Origin of the sequence: Brevibacillus migulae, assembly GCF_004521915.1 — a bacterium.
Lineage (GTDB): Bacteria > Bacillota > Bacilli > Brevibacillales > Brevibacillaceae > Brevibacillus_F > Brevibacillus_F migulae.
In genome coordinates, this window is record NZ_SDKD01000003.1 from 106,718 (window position 1) to 128,837 (window position 22,120).

At 51.6% G+C, this 22,120-nt stretch carries 21 protein-coding genes; all 21 read left to right on the top strand.

Features of this window, described 5'->3' with window-relative positions:
• The first annotated feature begins 55 nt into the window (after positions 1 to 55).
• The 21 genes from rho to EIZ37_RS04720 all read left to right on the top strand — a co-directional run bounded on the left by rho (position 56) and on the right by EIZ37_RS04720 (position 22,103).
• Positions 56 to 1,336: a transcription termination factor Rho gene (gene rho / locus EIZ37_RS04620; protein ID WP_134683400.1), complete on the top strand. Its 1,281-nt coding sequence runs from the start codon at positions 56 to 58 to the stop codon at positions 1,334 to 1,336.
• Between the two features lie 82 nt (positions 1,337 to 1,418).
• Positions 1,419 to 2,321: a peptidoglycan DD-metalloendopeptidase family protein gene (locus EIZ37_RS04625; protein WP_407921117.1), complete on the top strand. Its 903-nt coding sequence runs from the start codon at positions 1,419 to 1,421 to the stop codon at positions 2,319 to 2,321.
• Positions 2,322 to 2,392: 71 nt separating this feature from the next.
• Positions 2,393 to 3,667: a radical SAM protein gene (locus EIZ37_RS04630; RefSeq protein WP_134683402.1), complete on the top strand. Its 1,275-nt coding sequence runs from the start codon at positions 2,393 to 2,395 to the stop codon at positions 3,665 to 3,667.
• A gap of 100 nt (positions 3,668 to 3,767) precedes the next feature.
• Positions 3,768 to 3,968, top strand: a complete 201-nt coding sequence (gene rpmE, locus EIZ37_RS04635; RefSeq protein ID WP_134683403.1) for a 50S ribosomal protein L31 — start codon at positions 3,768 to 3,770, stop codon at positions 3,966 to 3,968.
• A 100-nt stretch (positions 3,969 to 4,068) separates the two neighbouring features.
• Positions 4,069 to 4,641, top strand: a complete 573-nt coding sequence (locus EIZ37_RS04640; RefSeq protein WP_134683404.1) for a thymidine kinase — start codon at positions 4,069 to 4,071, stop codon at positions 4,639 to 4,641.
• 725 nt (positions 4,642 to 5,366) lie between these two features.
• Complete coding sequence (locus EIZ37_RS04645; protein ID WP_134683405.1) at positions 5,367 to 5,867, top strand: sporulation protein; 501 nt, start codon at positions 5,367 to 5,369, stop codon at positions 5,865 to 5,867.
• A 101-nt stretch (positions 5,868 to 5,968) separates the two neighbouring features.
• Complete coding sequence (gene prfA / locus EIZ37_RS04650; protein ID WP_134683406.1) at positions 5,969 to 7,045, top strand: peptide chain release factor 1; 1,077 nt, start codon at positions 5,969 to 5,971, stop codon at positions 7,043 to 7,045.
• Positions 7,029 to 7,928, top strand: a complete 900-nt coding sequence (gene prmC / locus EIZ37_RS04655) for a peptide chain release factor N(5)-glutamine methyltransferase (RefSeq protein ID WP_134683407.1) — start codon at positions 7,029 to 7,031, stop codon at positions 7,926 to 7,928. The genes prfA and prmC overlap by 17 nt, the downstream gene beginning before the upstream one ends.
• 165 nt (positions 7,929 to 8,093) lie before the next feature.
• Positions 8,094 to 8,942, top strand: coding sequence for a stage II sporulation protein R (gene spoIIR / locus EIZ37_RS04660; RefSeq protein ID WP_134683408.1), 849 nt, complete (start codon positions 8,094 to 8,096; stop codon positions 8,940 to 8,942).
• Between the two features lie 248 nt (positions 8,943 to 9,190).
• Complete coding sequence (locus EIZ37_RS04665) at positions 9,191 to 10,267, top strand: L-threonylcarbamoyladenylate synthase (protein WP_134683409.1); 1,077 nt, start codon at positions 9,191 to 9,193, stop codon at positions 10,265 to 10,267.
• Positions 10,268 to 10,319: 52 nt separating this feature from the next.
• Positions 10,320 to 10,877, top strand: coding sequence for a manganese efflux pump MntP (locus tag EIZ37_RS04670; RefSeq protein ID WP_134683410.1), 558 nt, complete (start codon positions 10,320 to 10,322; stop codon positions 10,875 to 10,877).
• A 32-nt stretch (positions 10,878 to 10,909) separates the two neighbouring features.
• Positions 10,910 to 11,368, top strand: a complete 459-nt coding sequence (locus EIZ37_RS04675) for a low molecular weight protein arginine phosphatase (RefSeq protein WP_134683411.1) — start codon at positions 10,910 to 10,912, stop codon at positions 11,366 to 11,368.
• Positions 11,369 to 11,558: 190 nt separating this feature from the next.
• The gene (rpiB, locus tag EIZ37_RS04680; protein WP_134683412.1) at positions 11,559 to 12,014 is read left to right on the top strand and encodes a ribose 5-phosphate isomerase B; all 456 of its coding nucleotides are present in this window, start codon (positions 11,559 to 11,561) and stop codon (positions 12,012 to 12,014) included.
• A gap of 1 nt (position 12,015) precedes the next feature.
• Positions 12,016 to 12,585 carry a TIGR01440 family protein gene (locus EIZ37_RS04685; RefSeq protein WP_134683413.1) on the top strand — a complete coding sequence of 190 codons (570 nt, stop codon included), beginning with the start codon at positions 12,016 to 12,018 and terminating at the stop codon, positions 12,583 to 12,585.
• 29 nt (positions 12,586 to 12,614) lie between these two features.
• Positions 12,615 to 13,865, top strand: coding sequence for a serine hydroxymethyltransferase (locus EIZ37_RS04690; RefSeq protein ID WP_134683414.1), 1,251 nt, complete (start codon positions 12,615 to 12,617; stop codon positions 13,863 to 13,865).
• Positions 13,866 to 14,258: 393 nt separating this feature from the next.
• Entirely contained in the window at positions 14,259 to 14,888 is a 630-nt protein-coding gene (gene upp, locus EIZ37_RS04695) for a uracil phosphoribosyltransferase (RefSeq protein ID WP_134683415.1), read from the top strand.
• Positions 14,889 to 14,893: 5 nt separating this feature from the next.
• The gene (gene wecB, locus EIZ37_RS04700; protein ID WP_205683781.1) at positions 14,894 to 16,048 is read left to right on the top strand and encodes a non-hydrolyzing UDP-N-acetylglucosamine 2-epimerase; all 1,155 of its coding nucleotides are present in this window, start codon (positions 14,894 to 14,896) and stop codon (positions 16,046 to 16,048) included.
• A gap of 563 nt (positions 16,049 to 16,611) precedes the next feature.
• The gene (locus EIZ37_RS04705) at positions 16,612 to 19,773 is read left to right on the top strand and encodes a phosphodiester glycosidase family protein (RefSeq protein WP_134683417.1); all 3,162 of its coding nucleotides are present in this window, start codon (positions 16,612 to 16,614) and stop codon (positions 19,771 to 19,773) included.
• A 402-nt stretch (positions 19,774 to 20,175) separates the two neighbouring features.
• Positions 20,176 to 21,366: an acetyl-CoA C-acetyltransferase gene (locus EIZ37_RS04710; protein ID WP_134683418.1), complete on the top strand. Its 1,191-nt coding sequence runs from the start codon at positions 20,176 to 20,178 to the stop codon at positions 21,364 to 21,366.
• Between the two features lie 148 nt (positions 21,367 to 21,514).
• Entirely contained in the window at positions 21,515 to 21,724 is a 210-nt protein-coding gene (locus EIZ37_RS04715; RefSeq protein WP_134683419.1) for an AtpZ/AtpI family protein, read from the top strand.
• A 10-nt stretch (positions 21,725 to 21,734) separates the two neighbouring features.
• Positions 21,735 to 22,103, top strand: a complete 369-nt coding sequence (locus EIZ37_RS04720) for an ATP synthase subunit I (protein WP_134683420.1) — start codon at positions 21,735 to 21,737, stop codon at positions 22,101 to 22,103.
• The last annotated feature ends 17 nt before the right edge of the window (positions 22,104 to 22,120 follow it).

Sequence of the window (22,120 nt, forward strand, 5' to 3'; positions counted from 1 at the left end):
GAACGGACGAAACTAAACCTATGCGAGAGAACATAAAGAGTGGTGGAATAATAACGTGCTAATTTCGGAATTGGAAGACAAGAAGCTTACGGATCTATACAAACTGGCGAAAGAGTTCCAGATCCCGTATTACTCACAGCTGAAGAAAAAGGAACTGATTTTTGCGATTTTACGTGCACAGGCGGAACGTGACGGGTTGATGTTCATGGGCGGCGTATTGGAGATACTGCCGGAGGGCTACGGTTTCCTCAGACCGATCAACTATCTCCCCAGCTCGGAGGACATCTACATTTCCCAATCGCAGATCAGACGTTTTGATTTAAGGATGGGAGATCTCGTTTCCGGTAAAGTAAGACCGCCAAAGGAAAACGAGCGTTACTTCGGACTTTTGCAGGTAGAAGCAGTAAATGGTCATGATCCGGAGCTTGCTGCAGAGCGCCTCCATTTCCCCGCCCTTACACCGCTTTACCCCCAAAAGAAACTCGTTCTGGAAACTTCACCTGATCGTGTATCCGTTCGTTTGATGGATTTGATCTCTCCGGTTGGACTCGGACAACGTGGACTGATCGTAGCTCCCCCAAAAGCTGGTAAAACCATTCTGTTAAAAGAAATTGCCAACAGCATCACCGAAAACAATCCGGATATTCACCTGTTCGTGCTGTTGATTGACGAGCGTCCAGAGGAAGTAACGGATATGCAGCGTTCGGTGAAAGGGGAAGTGATCGCTTCCACGTTTGACGAAGTGCCTGAAAATCATATCAAGGTTGCGGAACTGGTTCTCGAGAGAGCGAAGCGGCTGGTTGAGCATAAAAAGGATGTCGTCATCCTGCTCGACTCCATTACCCGTTTGGCCCGGGCCTACAATCTCGTTATTCCGCCAAGCGGACGCACGTTGTCCGGCGGTATCGATCCGGCTGCTTTCCACAGACCGAAGCGCTTTTTCGGGTCTGCCCGCAATGTGGAAGAAGGCGGAAGCTTGACGATCCTGGCAACCTCCTTGATTGAAACGGGATCGCGGATGGATGACGTGATCTATGAAGAGTTCAAAGGAACCGGAAACATGGAGCTTCATCTCGACCGCAAGCTGGCTGAACGCCGCATTTTCCCGGCGATCGATATCCGCAGATCCGGCACGCGCAGAGAAGAGCTGCTGTTGTCCAAAGAGGAGCTGGATAAGCTCTGGATGATCCGCAAAAATATGAATGAAAGCCATGATTATGTGGAGTCTTTCATCAAAAAGCTGGCGGATACCAAGACCAATGTGGAATTTTTGCAAGGTCTCGAAGGAAAGCCAGCAAGAAAACAAACGAACACATCGGGAATGACGGTCAGCTAAGCTGCCGTCATTTTTTTGTTTTTTCAAGCATAACGTAGAAAACATAGACTAGGAGAAGAACGGGGGGAAACACCAGATGGAAGTGGGCTATCCCAGTGTACCGCCCAATATAACTGCTCAGGAAGATGCCAAACAGGCTGTGGTAGAGCAAACTTTGATGCAAGCTTTCAACCCTTTTTCTGCTCTTCAGAACAATCAGGTGAAAAAGACCACGCGCGGCGCCGTTGTCACGTATGCGGTCCAAGAAGGAGATACATTATCCGATATTGCCTATAAATATGGCATTACCTTGCAAGACTTGATCGAGGAAAACAAGATCACCAATCCGAATATGGTCGGGATCGGCATGAAGCTGAACATCCGACGCGATGAGGTGGCACATGTGGTCACGCGAGGGGAGACACTCGACCAGATCGCCAGCCGCTATGATGTGAAAAAAGAGGTGCTCATCCGCCGGAATCCCCTTCTCGCTTACTTGCAAAACCAGCTATACGTGGGACAGACTGTGGTGGTGCCCATGCCTGCAGCAAAGCCGGCATTGGCGGGAAATATCCAGCTGCGCAGGCAGATGGCTCAGGCAGCCAGCCGAAAAGCCAGCCGCAGCCGCGCGATGAGCTGGCCGATCAAAGAGCCGACCATCACCAGTGGCTTCGGCTCGCGCTGGGGCAAGATGCACAAAGGACTGGATATGTGGAATGAGGAAGAAGCCAAGACACCGATCCAGGCAGCCAAGGAAGGGATCGTGGTGGAGGCAGGCGCCAACCGGGCAGGATACGGTTATCTGGTCGTCCTCGATCACGGGGGCGGCTTGCAAACGTTCTATGCTCATATGCGCAAAATCAGTGTCTATGTGGGGCAGGAAGTAGACGAAGGCGATATCCTTGGCTATATGGGGAATACGGGGGATTCTACGGGCTATCACTTGCATTTTGAGGTGAGGCAGGACGACATTCCGGTTAACCCGATGCCCTACTTGCGCAGGTAGCGGCTTACATTTACAACGCCTCTTCATTGCGTTACAATGGGCTACAGCAAAGAAGAGAGGCGATCTTTCGTATGTACCTGGTTTATGCAGATAAAAAGGGGCAGGTATACGACCACCCCGATCTGTTCGCAGTTGGTAGAAATGGTGATCTGTTGTCTGAGATTCTGGAAGAAGAATTGATTCCTTTGCCAGGCGGGGCAACGCTCGTAAGCTTGCCGGACACCGTGCCGGTAGGGATGGACCCGGAAACAGGCGAAATGGTAAAGCTGGACGGATACACTGCGGTGGGTGCATTGATCCCGCAAGGTTTTACCCGTTTGATGCTGCCCGGATATATTAAACAAAACAAGGAAAGCAAACTTCCTTTGTTTGGATATACAGCAGTGGTGTGGAAGGATGACGCGTTTTGGGTGGCCAGCCGAAAGAGTGACGATCCGCATAAATGGAATCCGGAAAACTTTCCGATGGACGAGCTGCGCACACGTGTCCAAAGCACGCTGGAAGCTTTTCCGGAAAATAGAATCCTCAAGCATCTGTCCCACTGTGCGTTGGAGTATGAATGCTTGACGGCTTCGAATAACTTTTTCCATCGCTGGGAAGGCTCGCTTCCTGTCTCGTACACCTGTAACGCAGGCTGCTATGGGTGTATCTCGGAGCAGCCGGACGACAGCGGCTTCCCATCCCCGCAGACACGGATGAATTTCAAGCCGACCGAGGATGAGCTGGTGGAGGTCATGCTGCATCACCTGCAGACACCGGAGAGCATCATCAGCTTCGGACAAGGCTGCGAAGGGGAACCATCCACGATGGCAGGCTTGATCGTGCCAGCAATGCGCCGCGTACGCGAGCAGACCGACATGGGTTTTATCAACATCAATACCAACGCTGGCTTGACCGACCACATCAAAGGAATCGTGGATGCCGGCCTGGACTTGATGCGTGTCAGCATCATCAGCGCAATTGACGAGCATTACAATGCGTATTACCGTCCGCGCAACTATACATTGGAAAATGTGGCACGCTCCGCGGAGTATGCCGCATCCAAAGGCGTGTATACTTCGATCAACTACCTCTGCTTCCCGGGTGTCTTTGACCGCGAGGAAGAGATGGAAGCCATGATCGAATTCATTCGCCGGACCGGGATTAAACTGATCCAATTGCGCAACTTAAATATTGACCCGGAAAGCTATCTGGCGATGATTCCGAAGGCGCAGGGCGAAATTTTCGGGATGAAACAAGCGATTGAGATTTATCAGCAGGAATTGCCAGATGTGGTGATCGGCTCCTTTACGCATGTCCCGCCTGAGCTTTTGCAGCGCAGGAAGAACTTGGCCAAGGGAAGATAACGGTTGCTTTTCAGCCCTAGACGTGCTAATATCTTGTATGTGTGTTTTACTAAAACTCTGTTTCGGCAAACGATTCAGGGCGGAAAAGAGGTGCGAGACGATGAAACAAGGTATTCATCCTAACTACAATCTCGTGAAAGTTACTTGCGCTTGCGGAAACGAGTTTGAATCCGGATCTGTTAAGCAACAACTTCGCGTAGAGATTTGCTCCAACTGCCATCCATTCTTCACAGGTAAGCAAAAATTCGTGGATGCTGGTGGCCGTGTAGACCGTTTCAAACGCAAATACAATCTTTCCTAAGAGATTGGAAACCAGGTGGGCCTTTCCACCTGGTTTTATTTTTATGCCTACTTCGACCCGAAGAATCAATCGGGGTGTTTGGATAAAGGGGGAACATCTTGTGGCACAGTTGTTTTTTCGATACGGAGCGATGAACAGTGGGAAGTCCATTGAGATTCTCAAGGTTGCTCACAACTATGAGGAACAAAATAAAAACGTTCTCATTTTTACCTCCGCCATTGATGACCGTGATGAGGTCGGCTATGTTTCTTCGCGAATCGGTCTGCGCCGGGAAGCGATCCCGATCTACGATGATACCGACCTGTTTGCCGCAGTGAGGGACTATGAACCGCCGGTCAGCTGCGTGCTGATCGATGAGGTGCAGTTTTTAAGCAAGAAGCACATCCTGCAGATGGTAAAAATCGTGGACGAGCTCAATATTCCCGTGATGGGCTTCGGATTGAAAAACGACTTCCAAAACGAGCTGTTTGAAGGCAGCAAGTACATGCTCCTCTACGCAGACAAAATCGAAGAGATGAAAACCATATGCTGGTTCTGCGAGCGCAAAGCGACGATGGCTCTGCGTGTCGATGAAAACAATAAGCCTGTGTATACAGGAGAGCAGATTCAAGTCGGCGGCAATGATCGTTATTATCCGGTGTGCCGCAAGTGTCATACAAATCCGCCGTTGTAATCGCAAGCGTGAAAGATTGGGGATTCCTAAGGGATTCCCCTCTTTTTTGTTTACCATCATACCGGAGGTTTGTAGCTGGGGTGGGGTGAGCATGTTCCAAAACTCCGCTTCATTCTTCGCCCCGCTGAGGGTAGGGACTGTCCGCTCCGCAGCGAATCGCGGGGGTGTGCAAAAAGTGGTTCATGCTACGAAGCTTAGCCAGGTTTGCCCCCCTTTTCCCGCGATTCACTGCTCCGCTGGGTCGGGCTTCGCAGGCGCTCCGTTTTGGAACATGCTCACCAGCGCAGCAGAAGCTTTTGTGAAAGCTGACCTAGGAAGTAGGAAATACACCACGAAGCCCCCCAGCAATACGAGCTGAGCATCCATGCTTTCGGTTACAAAAGTGCAACCGCCGCGTGAAGAAGGGAAGAACGGGACGGGCGGAGTTTTTGTCACACCTTCCGAGGTGGAGCTTGCAAAAACGGAACACGCTTGTCGCGCAAACTCTACGTTTGAGAGGCTTCTTCGAAATTTTTTGCGTGACGTCCCGTTTTTGTGAGCGGAACCGGACAGTTCTCACTCCGGTGTGGGTGTGGCAAGTACGCAGCCCCGCCCGTTCTTCCCTTCCCCCACCACAATGTTGGCACAAACTGAGTTATGCCGATGCAATAGAAAAGCCTCCCCTGATGTTGCATGCATTGGCGAGCCGATGCGCAAACTAGCCAAAAACAGGAGGAGGCTTTTTCATGCCATCGCGATTACACCGCAAGACGATTCTCCCCATGTGTGCATTGCTCATGCTTGTTTCTGTTGGATGTGGGCGCGATAACGATACGCAGCAGCGTGCCTATGGTGTGCGCAGTATGGATCCACAGCAGCGTGCTCCTTTCGTGATGGATCGCAATGACAATGAGATTGATCGCCAAGCGCCGGCTGTGGAAAATAGAGACATCACGATGGGGCGCAATCAAAACCCCAATCTGATCATCGGCCATCCGGGAACACGCGGCTACCAGGTCGATGTCAGCAACATGCGGATGATGGCCAAAAGCGTCCCGGGTGTGGAAGATGCCCGGATCACATTGAATGGCAGCAACGCCTTTGTCACGCTGGACCTAGTGCGGAATGTCACAGCAGCGCAGACGCGGTCGATTGAAAGACAGGTGATTCAGTCGCTGACGCAAAAAGTGCCGCGCTACGACTTTCATATCACCTCCAATGATGGCTATCACCGTGGAGGGAAATAACGGCAGGCCCGGCTCAAGCTGGGCTTTTCCCTTTACTTTTTATCCAGAATCCCCTATACTTTATCTGTTATAAAGCATACTGTAAGATGGGGTGAAGTGCAGTGTTCACACGCTTATCTGCTGTCGAAGAGCGTTATGAAGAATTGAATAACCTTCTCTGTGACCCCGATGTCATCAGCGACACGAAACGATTGCGGGACCTTTCCAAGGAGCAATCCTCTTTGGAAGAGACGGTTACCACTTATCGCGAATATAAATCAGTCATCAGCCAATTGGACGATGCGAAAGCCATGTTCGACGAAAAATTGGATGATGAGATGCGGGAAATGGTCAAAGCGGAAATCGCCGACCTGAGCAAAAGCAAGGAGCAATTGGAAGAGCGATTGAAAATCCTGCTTCTGCCGAAAGACCCGAACGATGATAAGAACGTAATTGTGGAGATTCGCGGGGCAGCGGGTGGAGATGAAGCCGCATTGTTTGCTTCCGATTTGTACCGGATGTATACACGCTTTGCGGAGCGTCACGGCTTCCGCGTCGAAGTCATGGAGGTCAATGAGACCGATATCGGCGGATTCAAAGAAATCATTTTCTCGATAACGGGAAATGGGGCCTACAGCAAGCTGAAATTTGAGAGCGGAGCCCACCGCGTGCAGCGGATTCCAACGACGGAGTCTGGCGGACGGATCCATACCTCGACAGCGACTGTACTGGTCTTGCCGGAAGTAGAGGAATTGGAAGTGGAAGTGAACGAAAAAGACGTGCGCATCGACACGTTCTGTTCCAGCGGTGCGGGCGGTCAAAGCGTTAACACGACCAAATCGGCCGTACGTGTGACGCATATTCCTACCGGGATCATGGTATCCTGCCAGGATGAAAAATCGCAGCACTCGAATAAGGATAAAGCCATGCGCGTGCTTCGTGCCCGTCTGTATGACTTCTATCAGCAACAGGCGATGGCGGAGCAGGATGCGCAGCGCAAAAGCTTGGTGGGTACCGGTGACCGCAGTGAGCGGATTCGCACCTACAACTTCCCGCAAAGCCGCGTGACCGATCACCGCATCGGCTTGACGCTCCATCGTTTGGAAACAATTTTGGCAGGCGATCTGGATGAAATCATTGATCACTTGATCATGCATGAACAAACGGAGCTCATGAAAAGCCATGCCACATCCGCATAAGCTGGAAGCATGCAAAACGATCAGGGAAGCCCTTTTGTGGGCTTCTTCCTTTTTAGAGGAAGCCCAGACGAAAGACCCGCGTTTTGAGGCTGAGCTGCTGCTCCGTCACTGCCTGCAGATGGAGCGGACAGCGTTTTTGGCTTCGATGCCTGATCTCATTGGGCGGGACACGTTGGAAAAACTCGGAGATTTGTTGAAAAGACGTGCCTCACATGAGCCGATTCAATATATGATCGGAGAACAAGGCTTCTATGGCCGCGATTTTCTCGTAGCACCGGGAGTCCTGATTCCACGGCCGGAGACGGAGATTCTCGTGGAGCAAATTTTGCAGCATGCGGATCGCTTATGGGAAAAGGATGCAATCCTGACAGCGGTAGATCTGGGTACGGGAAGCGGAGCCATTACCTTGACATTGGCCTGTGAGCGCCGCCACTGGCAGGTTTCTACGGTCGATATCTCCTCGGATGCGCTGGACATTGCCAGGAAAAATGCAGCACGATTTGGCGTGGGGGACAGCGTCCGTTTTCTCCAGGGAAATTTGACCGAGCCGCTGATCGAAAAAGGAGAACGGTTTGACATCTTGGTTTCCAATCCGCCTTATATCCCGAGTACGGATGTGGACGAGCTGGAGCGGGAAGTGCAAGGCTATGAACCGAGGCTGGCACTCGATGGCGGGACAGACGGGCTGGATTTTTACCGGAGGATCTGCGAGGCATTGCCTGCGCTTTTGAAGGAAACTGCACTGGTAGGGTTCGAGGTAGGAATCCATCAGGCTCATGACGTAAAGCGCTTGATGGTCGCATCCGGTCTGATTGAACAGGTGGAAATCATTCCGGATTTGGCGGGCATCGATCGTGTTGTCATTGGTTGGAGAACGAAGTAAGCCGCATGGCAAAGCAAAGCGCTTTGGCCGTGCGGTTTTTTTGCCTTTTACCGTTTGATTCAAAATATTTCAAAGCGTCAGGTATAAGCTGCTCCCCCTTTGCCCATACTGACAACTAGAGAGAGAGTTAGAAAAAGAGTCAGATGCTTGAGGGGAGATAGAAAAATGAAACGGATTCTGTTGATCGTGTTTGCATTGACAATTGCACTGATGAGCTGGGAAGGCCAAAAGGCACAGGCCAATCTGGTAGACCAAGGGCCAATTCCCCAGCAATCCATAAGACTGCGTATTATCGCCAACAGCGATTCTATACAGGACCAATGGCTAAAACGTGAGGTCCGTGATGAAATTGTGAAGCAGATGAACACCTGGGTAACCTCGATCGAACGGTATGAAGACGCCGTAGGATTGGTGGAAAAGAAGCTCCCCGAGCTGGAGGCTCTGGTGGAAAAGACCATTCGTGACCGAGGATTTTCTTACACGGCACAGGTTGATTTTGGACAAGTGCCGTTTCCTACCAAGCAATACGGCTCTTATATCTATCCTGCCGGCAATTACCAAGCGCTGCGTGTGCGCATTGGCGAGGCAAAGGGACAAAATTGGTGGTGCGTACTTTTTCCGCCGCTCTGCTTTATCGACATGTCAAATGGAGATGCCGTGCAGGCGAGGGAAAGAAAAGAGGAGACTCCAACTGCAGCACAAGCCCTTCCAATCGCCACAGCTGAAGTGATTGCACCGGAGATTGCAGAAACCCAACCATCCAGTGAAGCTCAGCCTGAGCAAATCGTGGAGCCTGTTGAAGAAAGTACCGAATCCGCTCCCGAGTCTGGGGAAGCTTATGAAAAACGCGCTCGTTTTCTCCAATGGAAGGAACAGCGATTCATCGATCAAGCTGAACATGTGGATGTAGCTGTGGATAATTCTGCAGAAGCCCAAGTAGCAGCCATTACCCCATCCGCGCCGGCGGTAGAAGTGCGATTTTACCTTCTCGATCGGCTTGCGGCCTGGTTTTAAAAATGTTCCCCTCCTGCCTGTACCATTTTACAGGCAGTTTTTTAATGGGAAAAAATGCGGATTGCATTCGACAAAATTCGCAGTTCAACCAATCTTTCTAGTCGAAACCAATCGAATAGCGTCTTTGTGTGTACATCTTCACTAAGTTATTCACAAGTTACCCACAGCCTGTTGAAAACTTTTTAGGCTGATTCTATACTAGGTAGACAAACCGTTGATATTTGTTCGGATAGAAAGGATTAACGCAGATGGACAGGATTGTGGAAACAAAGCTATGGAATGTGGATAAAAATGTGGAAGATTTGGAGAGTTGTTCACAAGTTGTGGATGCTGCCCATTTGATAAGGGAGGGAGAGCTGGTCGCCTTTCCTACAGAGACCGTGTACGGCCTTGGAGCGAATGCCTTTTCCGATGAGGCAGTGGAGAAAATTTACCACGCAAAAGGGAGGCCGAGTGATAATCCGCTGATCGTGCACATCGGGGATATGGATCAACTGCATGAGGTGGCACGAGAAGTTCCGGAGATGGCTTATCCGTTGATCGAACGTTTTTGGCCGGGACCGCTTACGCTCTTGTTGCCGAAAGCGGAGAAAATCGCTACGCAAGTCACCAAGCTGGATACGGTCGGAGTGCGGATGCCCGATCATCCATTGGCGTTGGCGTTGATCAGGGCAGCCAGAGTGCCGATTGCGGCGCCGAGTGCCAATCGCTCCGGCCGTCCGAGTCCCACGATGGCTGAACACGTCCGCCAAGATCTGGATGGGCGGATTGCCGCGATCCTGGATGGCGGGGAAACAGGGGTGGGAGTGGAGTCGACCGTGCTGGATCTGACGGTTTCTCCTCCGATGATCCTGCGCCCCGGAGGTATTACGCGGGAGCAACTGCATGAAGTACTGGGTGACGTCGCCATTGATCCGGCTTTTGAAGCAAAGGCTGAGCACGTTCCTCGCTCACCCGGTATGAAATATACACACTATGCCCCACAAGGAGAGCTGTGGCTTGTGGATGGCAGTCCGGAACAGGCACAAAAGAAGATGGAAGAACTGATCAGGGAGGCAAAAGCAAACGGTTTGTCGACGGGCGTTCTGGCGACAGACGAAACCATCGGCGCTTGGCGCAAAAATGGCCTGGTCGACGCCGTGCTGAGCTGCGGCTCCCGTCAAGATCCGAGCAGCATTGCGCAGCTTCTGTACGCACGGCTGCGTGAGTTTGATGATCTGGGCATCCAATACATGGTGGGCGAAACATTCCCTAAGCAAGGATTGGGGATGGCCGTCATGAACCGGTTGGAAAAAGCCGCAGGCGGCCGGATCATTTCCGTTTGATACATGTTTCCCCTCTTGTCCGCATATGGTGAAGTGACAGGGGGGAGAGAGCTTGGATATCGGACTGTTCGAATGGGGGCAGTTTTTGACATTACTGATCGTTGCTTTCGCTCTGGGAATGGATGCTTTCTCTTTGAGCGTCGGCATCGGCATGGTCGGCATTCGTATGCGAGATGTGATCAAAGTTAGTGTCACGATAGGGCTGTTTCATATCGGGATGCCGCTGGTAGGTATTTTCATCGGGCTGTATCTGTCGGATTTAATTGGGGATATTGCCGTATTGATCGGCGGGTCCGTCCTGATGGTCATTGGCATACATATGCTGTGGAGCGGGTTTCGCTCGAATGAACGGAGCATTCTGCACACCCATGCCCTTGGTTTATTTTTGTTTGCGTTCAGCGTGAGCGTAGATGCATTGACAGTTGGTTTTTCCTTTGGTTTACTGGATGTCAATCAGGTTCTCGCGGTGTGTCTTTTTGGCTTGATGGGAACGCTATTAACCGGGCTCGGTCTGCTCTTGGGCCGAAGCGTAGGCGGATGGTTGGGAGAGTATAGCGAAGTGCTGGGAGGCATTATCCTGTTTGCCTTTGGTTTGAAGTTTATGTTTTAGTATAGGGAAAAGGATACGGAGGTGGATGCTCGATGCGTCGAATACTCTTTGTGTGCACAGGGAATACCTGCCGAAGCCCGATGGCGGAAGCGTTATTCCGAGCCAAAGTGGCGGGCCATGACATTGAGGTCAAGTCAGCAGGGGTGGCGGCCTATGACGGGCAACCAGCCTCGCAGCATGCGCAGCAAGTATTGCGCGATCGTGGAATTTTGCCTGAGCATCAATCGCAAAAGCTGCATGACGAGTTGGTCTCCTGGGCGGACCTGATCTTGACGATGACTCTTCACCATAAGGAACTGATCCACACCTTTTTTCCGAATGCGGTGGAAAAAACCTTCGCCCTGCATGAGTTTGTAGGCAACGGCAGCAAGGATATCGGCGATCCATTTGGCGGCGGCCTCGATACATATCAAAGATGTGCCAACGAGATCGACGAGGCATTGGAAAAGCTGCACAGCAAGATCGCGGCAGAACAACAAGCCAATCGTTAAGCAAACGTATAGGTGCTGGATAGTATCCAGGACCTTTTTCTTCATTTAATTAGGCAAATTATTGACAAAAATACGCACTAGCCACATAAATGTACGGATTTACACGTTATTTCGCAAGAATCAATCTGTTATCATTCGGAAAAATGAGGTATAATACTAAAAGAATTGCGAGGAAGCGGAGGAGACATACATGAAAGTCGCACTTGCCGCAGATCATGGTGGCTTTAGACTGAAAGACGAAATCAAGAAGTGGCTGGAATCACAACATATTGAGGTGGAGGACTTCGGTTGCTCCTGTGCGGATTCGGTGGATTATCCCGATTATGCGCTGCCTGTAGCACAAAAGGTAGCTGCCGGTGAGTTTGACCGGGGGATCCTGATCTGTGGGACAGGCGTAGGGATGTCGATCGCAGCCAACAAGGTTGCCGGAATCCGCTGCGCGTTGGTCCATGACAGCTTCACTGCCAAAGCAACCCGTGAGCACAATGATACAAACGTTCTGGCAATGGGGGAGCGTGTCATCGGTCCTGGACTCGCGTTGGACATTGTGAAAATCTGGTTGGAGACGGAATTCCAAGGCGGTCGCCATGCGAGACGTGTGGAAAAAGTGATGGAGATTGAAGCCAAGCACTTGGGAGTGAAGTAAGTTGAAACTCGAGCACTTGGAACAGCAAGCAGAAGCGATCCTGTCTGAAGTAGCGGACATGGCCGAGCTCAAGCCCGGTCAAATCCTGGTGATCGGCTGCAGTACAAGTGAAGTCCTTGGGAAACATATTGGCAAAGCAGGCAGCAAGGAAGTGGCAGCTGCCCTGTATCAAGCGATGGAAAGGGTTCGCCAAAGCCGTGGATTTTCACTGGCCTTTCAATGCTGTGAACACCTGAATCGCGCTTTGGTCGTGGAACGGGAGACAATGGAACGGTTCAACCTGGAAGAAGTCAGCGTGATCCCCGTCCCGACAGCAGGCGGCTCGATGGCAGCCCATGCCTTTACCCAAATGGGTTCCCCAGTCGTGGTGGAAAGCATCAAAGCCCACGCTGGTATCGATATCGGCAACACGTTAATCGGCATGCATCTGCGGGCAGTGGCCGTCCCTATACGGCCAAGCCAGCGGCAAATAGGCGAAGCGCATGTCACCGCAGCCCGGACCCGTCCGAAGCTGATCGGTGGAGCGCGTGCCGTCTATGAACGCAGCGAACCCAACAGCAGTTGTACCTAACATTTACATAGAAGCGAGGAGAGTTGGAGATGTTAGAATTTTTGCGTAAGCAAGATCCACAGGTTGCTGAAGCGATCAACCTTGAGCTGGGCAGACAGCGTGATAAGATTGAATTGATCGCCTCCGAAAACTTTGTCAGCCGTGCTGTGATGGAAGCCATGGGGACTGTATTGACCAACAAATATGCGGAAGGCTATCCGGGACGCCGTTACTATGGCGGCTGTGAGTACGTCGATATCGCGGAAAACATTGCCCGTGATCGCATCAAGGAAGTCTTTGGCGCAGAGCATGCCAATGTGCAGCCGCACTCCGGCGCACAAGCGAATATGGGTGTTTATCTGGCGATCCTGCAGCCAGGGGATACCGTTCTCGGGATGAACCTCTCCCACGGCGGCCACTTGACGCACGGCAGCCCGGTCAACTTCTCCGGACTTCTTTATAACTTTGTTGAATACGGTGTGGATCAAGAAACGCACCGCATCAATTACGATGATGTCCGCGCGAAAGCATTGGAGCATAAGCCAAAACTGATCGTAGCTGGAGCGAGCGCATATCCGCGCACCATCGACTTTGCCAAATTCCGTGAAATCGCTGATGAAGTCGGCGCTTATTTCATGGTCGATATGGCTCATATTGCTGGTCTGGTAGCAGCGGGCTTGCATCCAAATCCAGTGCCGTACGCACACTTTGTGACTTCCACTACGCATAAAACACTGCGCGGTCCACGCGGCGGTCTGATCCTGTGCAAGGAAGAATTCGCAAAAGCGATCGACAAAGCGATCTTCCCAGGGGTACAAGGCGGTCCATTGATGCACGTGATTGCGGCAAAAGCAGTCGCTTTCGGTGAATTGCTCCAGCCTGAATTCAAGCAATACGCGCAAAACATTATCAATAACGCCCACGCGTTTGCGGAAGCACTGCAAGCAGAAGGATTGACACTCGTATCCGGCGGTACCGACAACCACCTCGTCCTCGTAGATGTACGCAACCTCGGCCTGACTGGTAAAGTAGCGGAGCATCTCCTGGATGAAGTGAATATCACAACGAATAAAAACACGATCCCATTTGATCCAGAAAGCCCATTCGTCACTAGCGGCGTACGCATGGGAACCCCTGCGGTAACCACTCGCGGATTTGATGAAGCAGCGATGAAAGAGGTAGCTTCCATCATCGCGCTGACGCTGAAAAATCCTGAGGATGCCAGCAAACACGAAGAAGCTCGCACACGCGTAGCTGCTCTGTGCGCTCGCTTCCCGATGTATGAAGGATTGGAAATCTAATTATTAGCTCTAATGGATAAGCAGACCACGCTGAGTTGGTCTGCTTTTTCTGTTTTTAACACTTCTTTGTTCATACTTTAAACATTTTCTACACAGCTGGCGAGCATGTTTCGAAACGGAGCGCCTGCGAAGCCCTGACCCAGCGGAGCAGGAAATCGCGGGCAAAAGGGCCGCAACCTGCCCGAGCTCCGTAGCGGCTGCCACTTTTGCGGACCCCCGCGATTTGCTGCGGAGCGGACAGTGCCCACTTCTCAGTGGGGCGAAGAATGAAGCGGAGTTTCGAAACATGCTCTCCCCCCCACACCATTTCTAATATTTCTGTAAATTGACGTTGGTAAAGTCCTCCTATATTATAAAAAGGATGCATGGAAGCGGAAAAACGGAGGGATTACAATGAGCCGTGTATACGTGTTTGACCATCCTTTGATTCAACATAAATTAACCTTTATTCGTGACAAGAATACGGGTACGAAAGAGTTTCGCGAGCTTGTCAATGAAGTGGCAACGCTGATGGCCTATGAGATTACGCGGGACCTGCCATTGGAGGACGTAGTGATCGATACGCCGGTCGCGCAATGCAAAGCACGCGTGATTTCCGGCAAAAAGGTAGGGTTGATTCCGATTCTGCGCGCAGGACTTGGCATGGTTGACGGGATTCTGGACTTGATCCCGGCTGCCAAGGTAGGACACGTTGGATTATATCGTGATCCGGAAACGCTGCAGCCGGTCGAATACTATGTGAAACTGCCAACCGACATCGAGGAGCGCGATCTGATTGTCATCGACCCGATGCTGGCAACGGGCGGATCCGCATCTGCAGCGATTAGCGCATTGAAACAACGCGGGGCCAAAAACTTGAAGCTCATGTGTCTGGTCGCAGCACCAGAAGGCATCAAAGTGATTCAAGACGACCATCCGGATGTAGATATTTATGTTGCAGCGGTTGATGAAAAATTAAACGACCACGGCTATATCGTTCCCGGCTTGGGAGATGCGGGCGATCGCTTGTTTGGAACGAAGTAGGTGAAATGATGAGTAAGCTGAAAGTAATGACCGTATTTGGGACAAGACCGGAAGCCATTAAAATGGCGCCGCTCGTTCATGAACTGAAGAAGCACCCGGAGACCATCGAGCCGATTGTCTGTGTAACCGCACAGCATCGCCAAATGCTTGATCAAGTCCTGGACATTTTCCAGATTGAACCGGACATCGATCTGAATATCATGAAGGATCGCCAGACTTTGATCCAGATCACGACACGTGCATTGGAAAGCTTGGATCGGGTGATGAAGGAGTCGAAACCGGACATCGTGCTGGTGCATGGCGATACGACGACTACCTTTGTGGCGAGTTTGGCTGCTTTTTATAACCAGATCGCAGTGGGTCACGTCGAAGCGGGCCTGCGTACCTGGGATAAATATTCGCCGTTTCCGGAAGAGATGAATCGCCAGCTGACAGGCGTGATGGCCGATCTCCATTTTGCGCCGACAGAGGGCTCGGCTGACAACCTCAGACGGGAAAACAAGCCGGAAGAAGCGATTTACATTACCGGCAATACGGCGATTGATGCTTTGCAGACGACTGTTCGTGCAGATTATACGCATCCGGTATTGGATAAGGTTGCGGGCAAGCGCATGGTGCTGATGACCGCACACCGCAGGGAAAACCTCGGTGAGCCGATGCGCCGAATCTTCCGGGCTGTTCGCCGACTGGTCGAGGAGCATGAAGATATCGCAGTGGTTTATCCGGTGCACCTGAATCCGGCGGTGCAGGAAGTGGCCGAACAAGTGCTGGGCAACCACAATCGGATCCATCTGATTGAGCCGTTGGACGCGTTCGACTTCCACAATTTTGCCAGACGTGCCTACCTGATCCTGACCGATTCGGGCGGTGTACAGGAGGAAGCGCCATCGCTCGGCGTACCGGTGCTGGTTCTGCGCGATACCACAGAGCGTCCGGAAGGGATTGAAGCGGGGACACTGAAGCTCGCTGGCACAGACGAAGATACCGTATTCCGACTTTCCCATGAATTGCTGACGGATGCTTCTGCTTACGAGGCCATGGCGAAAGCGGCAAACCCATATGGAGATGGAAAAGCATCGGAGCGCATCGTCGCTGCTATCCTTCATCATTTTGGCAAAAAGGCAGAGCGCCCGGCCGCTTTTGAACCGGGGAAAGCCTAATATTTGTATCAGTGAGAAAGGGCGTTCCTATGGGCGCCTTTTGTCATTGGTGATCGATTGTTCCGAATGACATGAAGGCTTTGGCGAAAATTGATTACTTCGCAGCTGCTTTTCAGTCTGTTAGCTAGATAAGGTAAGGTCAATAGACCATATTTTGTCCTCCTCTTTTTAAGTGGGTGATTAGAGTTATCGCTGCGTGAGGAAGGGAAGAGAGGGACGGGCGGAGTCTTTGCCACACCTGCTGAGGTGGAGCTTCCTAAAACGGTACACGCTTGTCGCGCAAACTCTACGTATGAATACGCTTCTTCGAACCTTTTTGCGCGACGTACCGCTTTTGGAAGCGGAACCGGACAGTCGCCACTCCCTTGCGGGTGTGGCAAGAACGCAGCTCCGCCCTCTCTTCCCTTCCCCCACCACCATGTTTGCACACAATCAAAAACCAGCTTCCAAAACTTTATTCGTAATATAGCGAAACTTCCCAGTTGCGAGAAACGTCTAATCAGAGTATGGGTTCGACAGAGAGAAGATAGAAAAGGTTGCTAGTAGGAGAGGAGTAATACATCATGAAAGCGCGCAAGGTATTGTCGCTAATCACCGCATCGGTGTTAGCGTGGGGAGCATTTTTGCCGATCGTCCCGCAGTCTGCAGAAGCACGCATGGAAACCAGCGCTCTTGCTCTTTCGTGGCAGACGCCGATTGGCGAGGGAACAACGCTGCAAAAATATTATAAATCGTATGCCAATCAACAGATTTCAATCATGGTCACCAAAGTGGATTTGAACAATCCGTACGTGGAAGTAAAGCCGGTGTACGGGACCAAAGGGAAATTGACGGAGCGTCAGTCCGTTACGAATATGGCAAAGGAAACAGGAGCCGTAGCCGCAATCAACGTGGATTTCTTTAATATGTCGAAGCGGGGAGCACCTTTTGGAATCGTCATGAAGGACAGAGAGCTGATCTCTTCCATGGGCTTGATCTCGTACTGGTACAGCCTTGGGCTAACCGGCGACAAGACCGCGATGATTGAAAAGTTCGGCTTTACCGGACAGGTGACGGCGCAAAATGGCGCAGCTTATCCATTGCAAGGGGTAAACAAGGAAGAATACAACCCGAGCGAAGGGCGCAAAAGCCATTTCAACCAAATGAACCTGTATACACCGAAGTTTGGAAAAACTAGCTTGGGGCAAATTCCTGGCTATAATACCGTAGAAGTTGTATTCCGCAACAATGTAGCAACGGAAGTACGCGTCAATCAGCCGGGAGCACCCATCCCCGAGGATGGATACGTGCTCTGGGGGAATGGACCGGCGGCTGTGTTCCTGCAGCAGAACTTCCCGGTTGGCTCAACCGCACAGGTAAGCTATGCGACCTTGCCCAATACGACAGACTGGGCGCAAGCGGTAGGCGGAAGCATTCTGCTAGTGGACCAAGGGGTTGCCAAGACGTCCTTCCAAGTTGACAGCTATCTGAAGCAAATTAATGCGCGAACCGCAGTGGGGATCTCCCAGGACGGTAAAACGCTGTACATGGTGACGGTAGACGGAGCCAAACCCGTCTATCTGGAGGAAATGGCCGATATCATGGTGGAGCTGGGAGCATGGCGCGCCCTTAACCTCGACGGAGGCGGTTCGACCACACATGCAGCTCGTATGTTGGGCGAAACCGAGGCGAAGCTGGTCAGCCAACCAAAAGAAGGTTCGGAGCGGCGCGTGCCAACGGGGCTGGCCGTATACAATACGGCACCTCCAGGAGAGCTGGCAGGCTTCCAAATCGCAGGGCCAACCGAAATGCTGATGGGTCAAACCGCAACATTTACGACGAAAGCGTGGGACACTCATTATCTCCCGTATAAAATCGATCCGTCAGACATCGAATGGCAGGCGGCGCAATCCGAAGCAGGCTCGTTTGCAGGAAATGTCTTCACGGCAACGAGACCGGGCATCGCTTCGATTGTGGCTGAATCCAACGGGATCGCGCAGAGTCGCGACATTTATGTGATTACCGGACAGGATGTAGCCCAGGTAGTGGTTTCTCCTAGCCCGATCAATATGGTGCCTGGACAGACGCTCACGTTGGATGTAAAAGTGAAAACGAAAAAAGGACAGACGATCAATGCTACGCCACAAAGCGTGCAGGTCTGGAGCGATTCCGATGCGATCACGGTCGACTCCGATAAGCTGCAGCTGATTGCAGGCGACCAACCGGGAACAGCAAATATTACGGTTTCCTATGATGGCGTTAGCACGACCGTACCGGTCATGAGCGGGCAGGAAATCGAGGTGCCATGGCTCACCTTTGACAATCAAACATCGATGTATCACGTGGGACATCCAGCATCGATCAGTGCCTACGGTTCGTTCAAAACGGTTAGCGGCGATGCCGATCTCGTGTATCGCACGAAAAAATCCGCACAGCTGAGCTATAACTTTGCGGGTGCACCTACGACGGATGTCCGTATCGCCTATGGACGCGTCGGTGCCAATCCGGTAACGATTCCCGGCAATCCGATCGGGATCGGCCTGTGGGTCAATGGCGATGGCAGCAATCACTGGCTGCGTGCTGAAGTGGTAGACGCAAAAGGAAAGCTCACCTACGTCGATCTGGCCAAAGAGATCAACTGGACCGGCTGGAAGCAAGTGAAGGGCTTCGTTCCAGGTGGAGTCACATATCCATTGCAGCTGAAGAGCATTTATGTCGTTGATCGTCCAGATGATCAGGCAACCCAGGAGCAAGGGGTTCTCTATTTTGACGAAGTGTCCTTGCTGCTGCCGAAAAATGCAGCGACTCAGCCGGCAGGTCGTGAGGTTGTTCCGGCAACACCGGGCACTCTGTCCTTGGGCCAAGAGCTGGACATGGGATATTCGCTGCAAAAGACAGCCGGATTTTTGGCAAAAGCGCGAATCGATGTGAAATCAGTGGCTGGCCAATCCATGCCGGGATACGTGCCTGCCGATTATTCTTTCACCTTGACGCCGGTAGCGCTGCAAGCTGGCCAACAAGATCAGCTGGCGACTCATCCGGTCACCATTACCTTGACGCCGAAAAAGTGGATGAATGGCAAGGGTGTTGGTCTGATGTATGTGAATGAAGTGAACAATACACTGGATATGCTGATGGGGCAAGTGGACGCCAAAGGGAATTGGGTGTACGAAATCAACTCCTACGGCACCTATATCCCGTACTACTTAGATGCACCAAGCGGCGTCGCCTTTGTTGACATCATCAATCACCCGGCCCAAGCGGAAATCACCAGCTTGGCGAACCGTGGATTGGTAAAAGGAATGGATGCCTATCATTTTGGTCCGGAGGTTCCCCTGACGAGAGCGCAATTCGTCACGTTGCTCGGGCGCGCTTTTGACTGGAAGCTGCCCGCACAGCCGAAAGTCAGTTTCAAGGACGTGATCCCCGATTATGCGAAAGGATCCGTGCAGGTAGCCGTTTCCAAGGGCTTGGTCAAAGGCTACGCTGACAAAACCTTCCGCCCGAATCAGACGGTGACAAGGGCAGAGGCAGCGGTGATTTTGGACCGCGTCCTGCAAAAAAAGGCAACGCCCAAAACAGCGCCTGCTGACAAAAAAAGCTGGCCGCAATGGGCAGCATCATCCATCAACAACATGGCAGGGCTAGGCTTGATCGACCCGCAAAACAATCGCTTCGAGCCAAACAAACCGATGACGCGTGCGGTGACGGCGGTTGCATTGTATCGCAGTTTGGAGAAAAACTAATTGCTTTGTATAGAAGAGATCAGCTATTTGCTGGTCTCTTTTTTTATTTTTTTGGGGGGGCTATGGCTACGAGAGGAGGAGAAAAACGGGACGGGCGGAGTCTTAGACACACCTACAGAGGTGGAGCTTGCAAAAACGGTACACGCTTGTCGCGCAACCTCTACGTATGAATAAGCTTCCTCGAAACTTTTGCGCGACGTACCGTTTTTGCAAGCGGAACCGGACAGTACCCACTCCCATGCGGGTGTGGCAAGAACGCAGCTCCGCCCGTTTTTCCCTTCCCCTACCACAATGTAGGCATAAACCAATGAACGAACAGTCGCTCACTTGCAGGAATAATTTATAAAAGAGAAGAATTAGATGAGTGGAAAAAGTTGATCATGAGAGTGAGGAGAAGGTCAAATGAGTCAGAAAGAAGTTGTCATCGTCAGCGCAGTACGCACAGCTATCGGAAGCTTTCAAGGGTCGTTATCAAATGTAAGCGCTACCAGTTTAGGTGCCATCGTATTGGAAGCTGCATTGGCAAAAGCAGGCGTGTCCAAGGATTTAGTCGGTGAAGTGATCATGGGAAACGTCCTGCAAGCGGGGCTTGGACAAAACCCGGCCCGTCAAGCAGCGATACAAGCCGGCCTGGGTCATGAGGTGCCGGCGATGACCATCAACAAAGTATGCGGCTCCGGTTTGAAAGCTGTACATCTAGCAACGCAAGCGATTCTGGCAGGAGACTCCGACATAGTGCTTGCTGGCGGCATGGAAAACATGAGCCAAGCTCCTTATCTGCTGGAAGGCGCTCGCAACGGCTACCGCATGGGCGATCAAAAAGTGGTAGATTCCATGATTCGCGATGGTCTCTGGTGTGCCTTCAATGACTACCATATGGGTATCACTGCGGAGAATCTATGTGATCATTATGGATTGACAAGAGAAGAACAAGACGAATTTGCGGCGTGGAGTCAGGAAAAGGCATTGAAGGCCATTGCCGAGGGGCGTTTTGCGGACGAGATCGTACCAGTAAGCATCCCGCAGAAAAAGGGAGATCCGCTCATGTTCGAAGTAGACGAATTCCCGCGCGCCGGTGTGACGGCAGAATCGCTGGGCAAGCTGCGAGCAGCCTTTAAAAAGGACGGCTCTGTCACAGCGGGGAATGCTTCGGGCATCAATGATGGAGCGGCTGCACTTTTGATCATGTCACGCGAGAAGGCAGATGAGCTGGGTGTCAAACCGCTTGCGCGAATCGTGGCGAATGCGAGCGGAGGAGTGGATCCGAAAGTGATGGGAATCGGTCCTGTGCCAGCAACCAAGCGTGCCCTTCAAAAAGCAGGCCTGACACTCGATCAGATTGACCTGATTGAAGCAAACGAAGCCTTTGCCGCCCAATCGCTTGCGGTAGGAAAAGAACTGGGCTTCAATCGCGACAAGCTGAATGTGAACGGAGGAGCGATTGCGCTCGGACATCCGATCGGTGCCAGCGGAGCGCGCATTCTTACTACTTTACTACATGAGATGCACAAAAGATGTGATGTAAATCACGGTCTTGCTACTCTATGCATCGGCGGAGGTCAGGGAGTAGCGACAATCATTGAGAAACTATAAGTGTGGAAAAGTTGTAGAAAAAATGTGAACGCTTTGTGTATTGTGGGTGGGTCAAGTTGACAAAGCCGACACAATTTCGATAAGATGAATGAGGGCCAAGGGGCTACAGCCGCCTGCCCTCTCCTTATGTAGAAGGGGGATTTCAAGCTTGTCAAAACTTGACAATCCTTGGCAAGCATTTACGCTTGTGACACTGATAGGCGCCGACCTTGCTATTTGTATCGTAGCGGGCGTTCTGCTAGGCAAGTACATAGATGGCAAATTTCTAACTAGTCCGCTGTTCCTGATGATAGGCTTGCTGGCAGGCTTAGGACTTGGAGTCTACAGTGTATACCGTATTATCCGCAAGTACCTTTAGGAGACCCAAGATGGAAACGTTTTCTCTGGCAATGCGACGCACCTTCCGCTACACATTCATAGGGATCGCTATCACTGCGATTCTCTGGGCTTTGTTGCCTGGGTACCATCTGTTCCTGCAAAGCTTGCTTTTAGGAATGGTGGGGAGTCTTCTAAACGGGCTTATTCTCCTCAGCAAAACATGGCGAGTTGGCAAGATGGGCGAAGATCCATCCGTTCGTCCTCGTGGAACTGGAATGACATCGCGTCTCGCGACTGTCGCCATTGTTGTGTTCCTGACCATTCGTTATCCCCAGCTTTTCACCTTGTCAGGAGTACTCATTGGTCTGTTCCTTTTCCAAGCTGTAGGTTCTTACTTTGTGTATCGCTCCTTAAAATAGAGATTTTTGCAGTTGTA

What these genes read in the sequence shown, in the direction of transcription:
- EIZ37_RS04675 (WP_134683411.1), top strand. Translation starts at nt 10,910, where the DNA reads ATGCGTCGAATACTCTTTGTGTGCACAGGGAATACCTGCCGAAGCCCG.
- rpiB (WP_134683412.1), top strand. Translation starts at nt 11,559, where the DNA reads ATGAAAGTCGCACTTGCCGCAGATCATGGTGGCTTTAGACTGAAAGAC.
- EIZ37_RS04645 (WP_134683405.1), top strand. Translation starts at nt 5,367, where the DNA reads ATGCCATCGCGATTACACCGCAAGACGATTCTCCCCATGTGTGCATTG.
- spoIIR (WP_134683408.1), top strand. Translation starts at nt 8,094, where the DNA reads ATGAAACGGATTCTGTTGATCGTGTTTGCATTGACAATTGCACTGATG.
- upp (WP_134683415.1), top strand. Translation starts at nt 14,259, where the DNA reads ATGAGCCGTGTATACGTGTTTGACCATCCTTTGATTCAACATAAATTA.
- EIZ37_RS04630 (WP_134683402.1), top strand. Translation starts at nt 2,393, where the DNA reads ATGTACCTGGTTTATGCAGATAAAAAGGGGCAGGTATACGACCACCCC.
- prmC (WP_134683407.1), top strand. Translation starts at nt 7,029, where the DNA reads ATGCCACATCCGCATAAGCTGGAAGCATGCAAAACGATCAGGGAAGCC.
- EIZ37_RS04720 (WP_134683420.1), top strand. Translation starts at nt 21,735, where the DNA reads ATGGAAACGTTTTCTCTGGCAATGCGACGCACCTTCCGCTACACATTC.
- EIZ37_RS04690 (WP_134683414.1), top strand. Translation starts at nt 12,615, where the DNA reads ATGTTAGAATTTTTGCGTAAGCAAGATCCACAGGTTGCTGAAGCGATC.
- EIZ37_RS04710 (WP_134683418.1), top strand. Translation starts at nt 20,176, where the DNA reads ATGAGTCAGAAAGAAGTTGTCATCGTCAGCGCAGTACGCACAGCTATC.
- EIZ37_RS04705 (WP_134683417.1), top strand. Translation starts at nt 16,612, where the DNA reads ATGAAAGCGCGCAAGGTATTGTCGCTAATCACCGCATCGGTGTTAGCG.
- wecB (WP_205683781.1), top strand. Translation starts at nt 14,894, where the DNA reads ATGATGAGTAAGCTGAAAGTAATGACCGTATTTGGGACAAGACCGGAA.
- EIZ37_RS04665 (WP_134683409.1), top strand. Translation starts at nt 9,191, where the DNA reads ATGGACAGGATTGTGGAAACAAAGCTATGGAATGTGGATAAAAATGTG.
- rpmE (WP_134683403.1), top strand. Translation starts at nt 3,768, where the DNA reads ATGAAACAAGGTATTCATCCTAACTACAATCTCGTGAAAGTTACTTGC.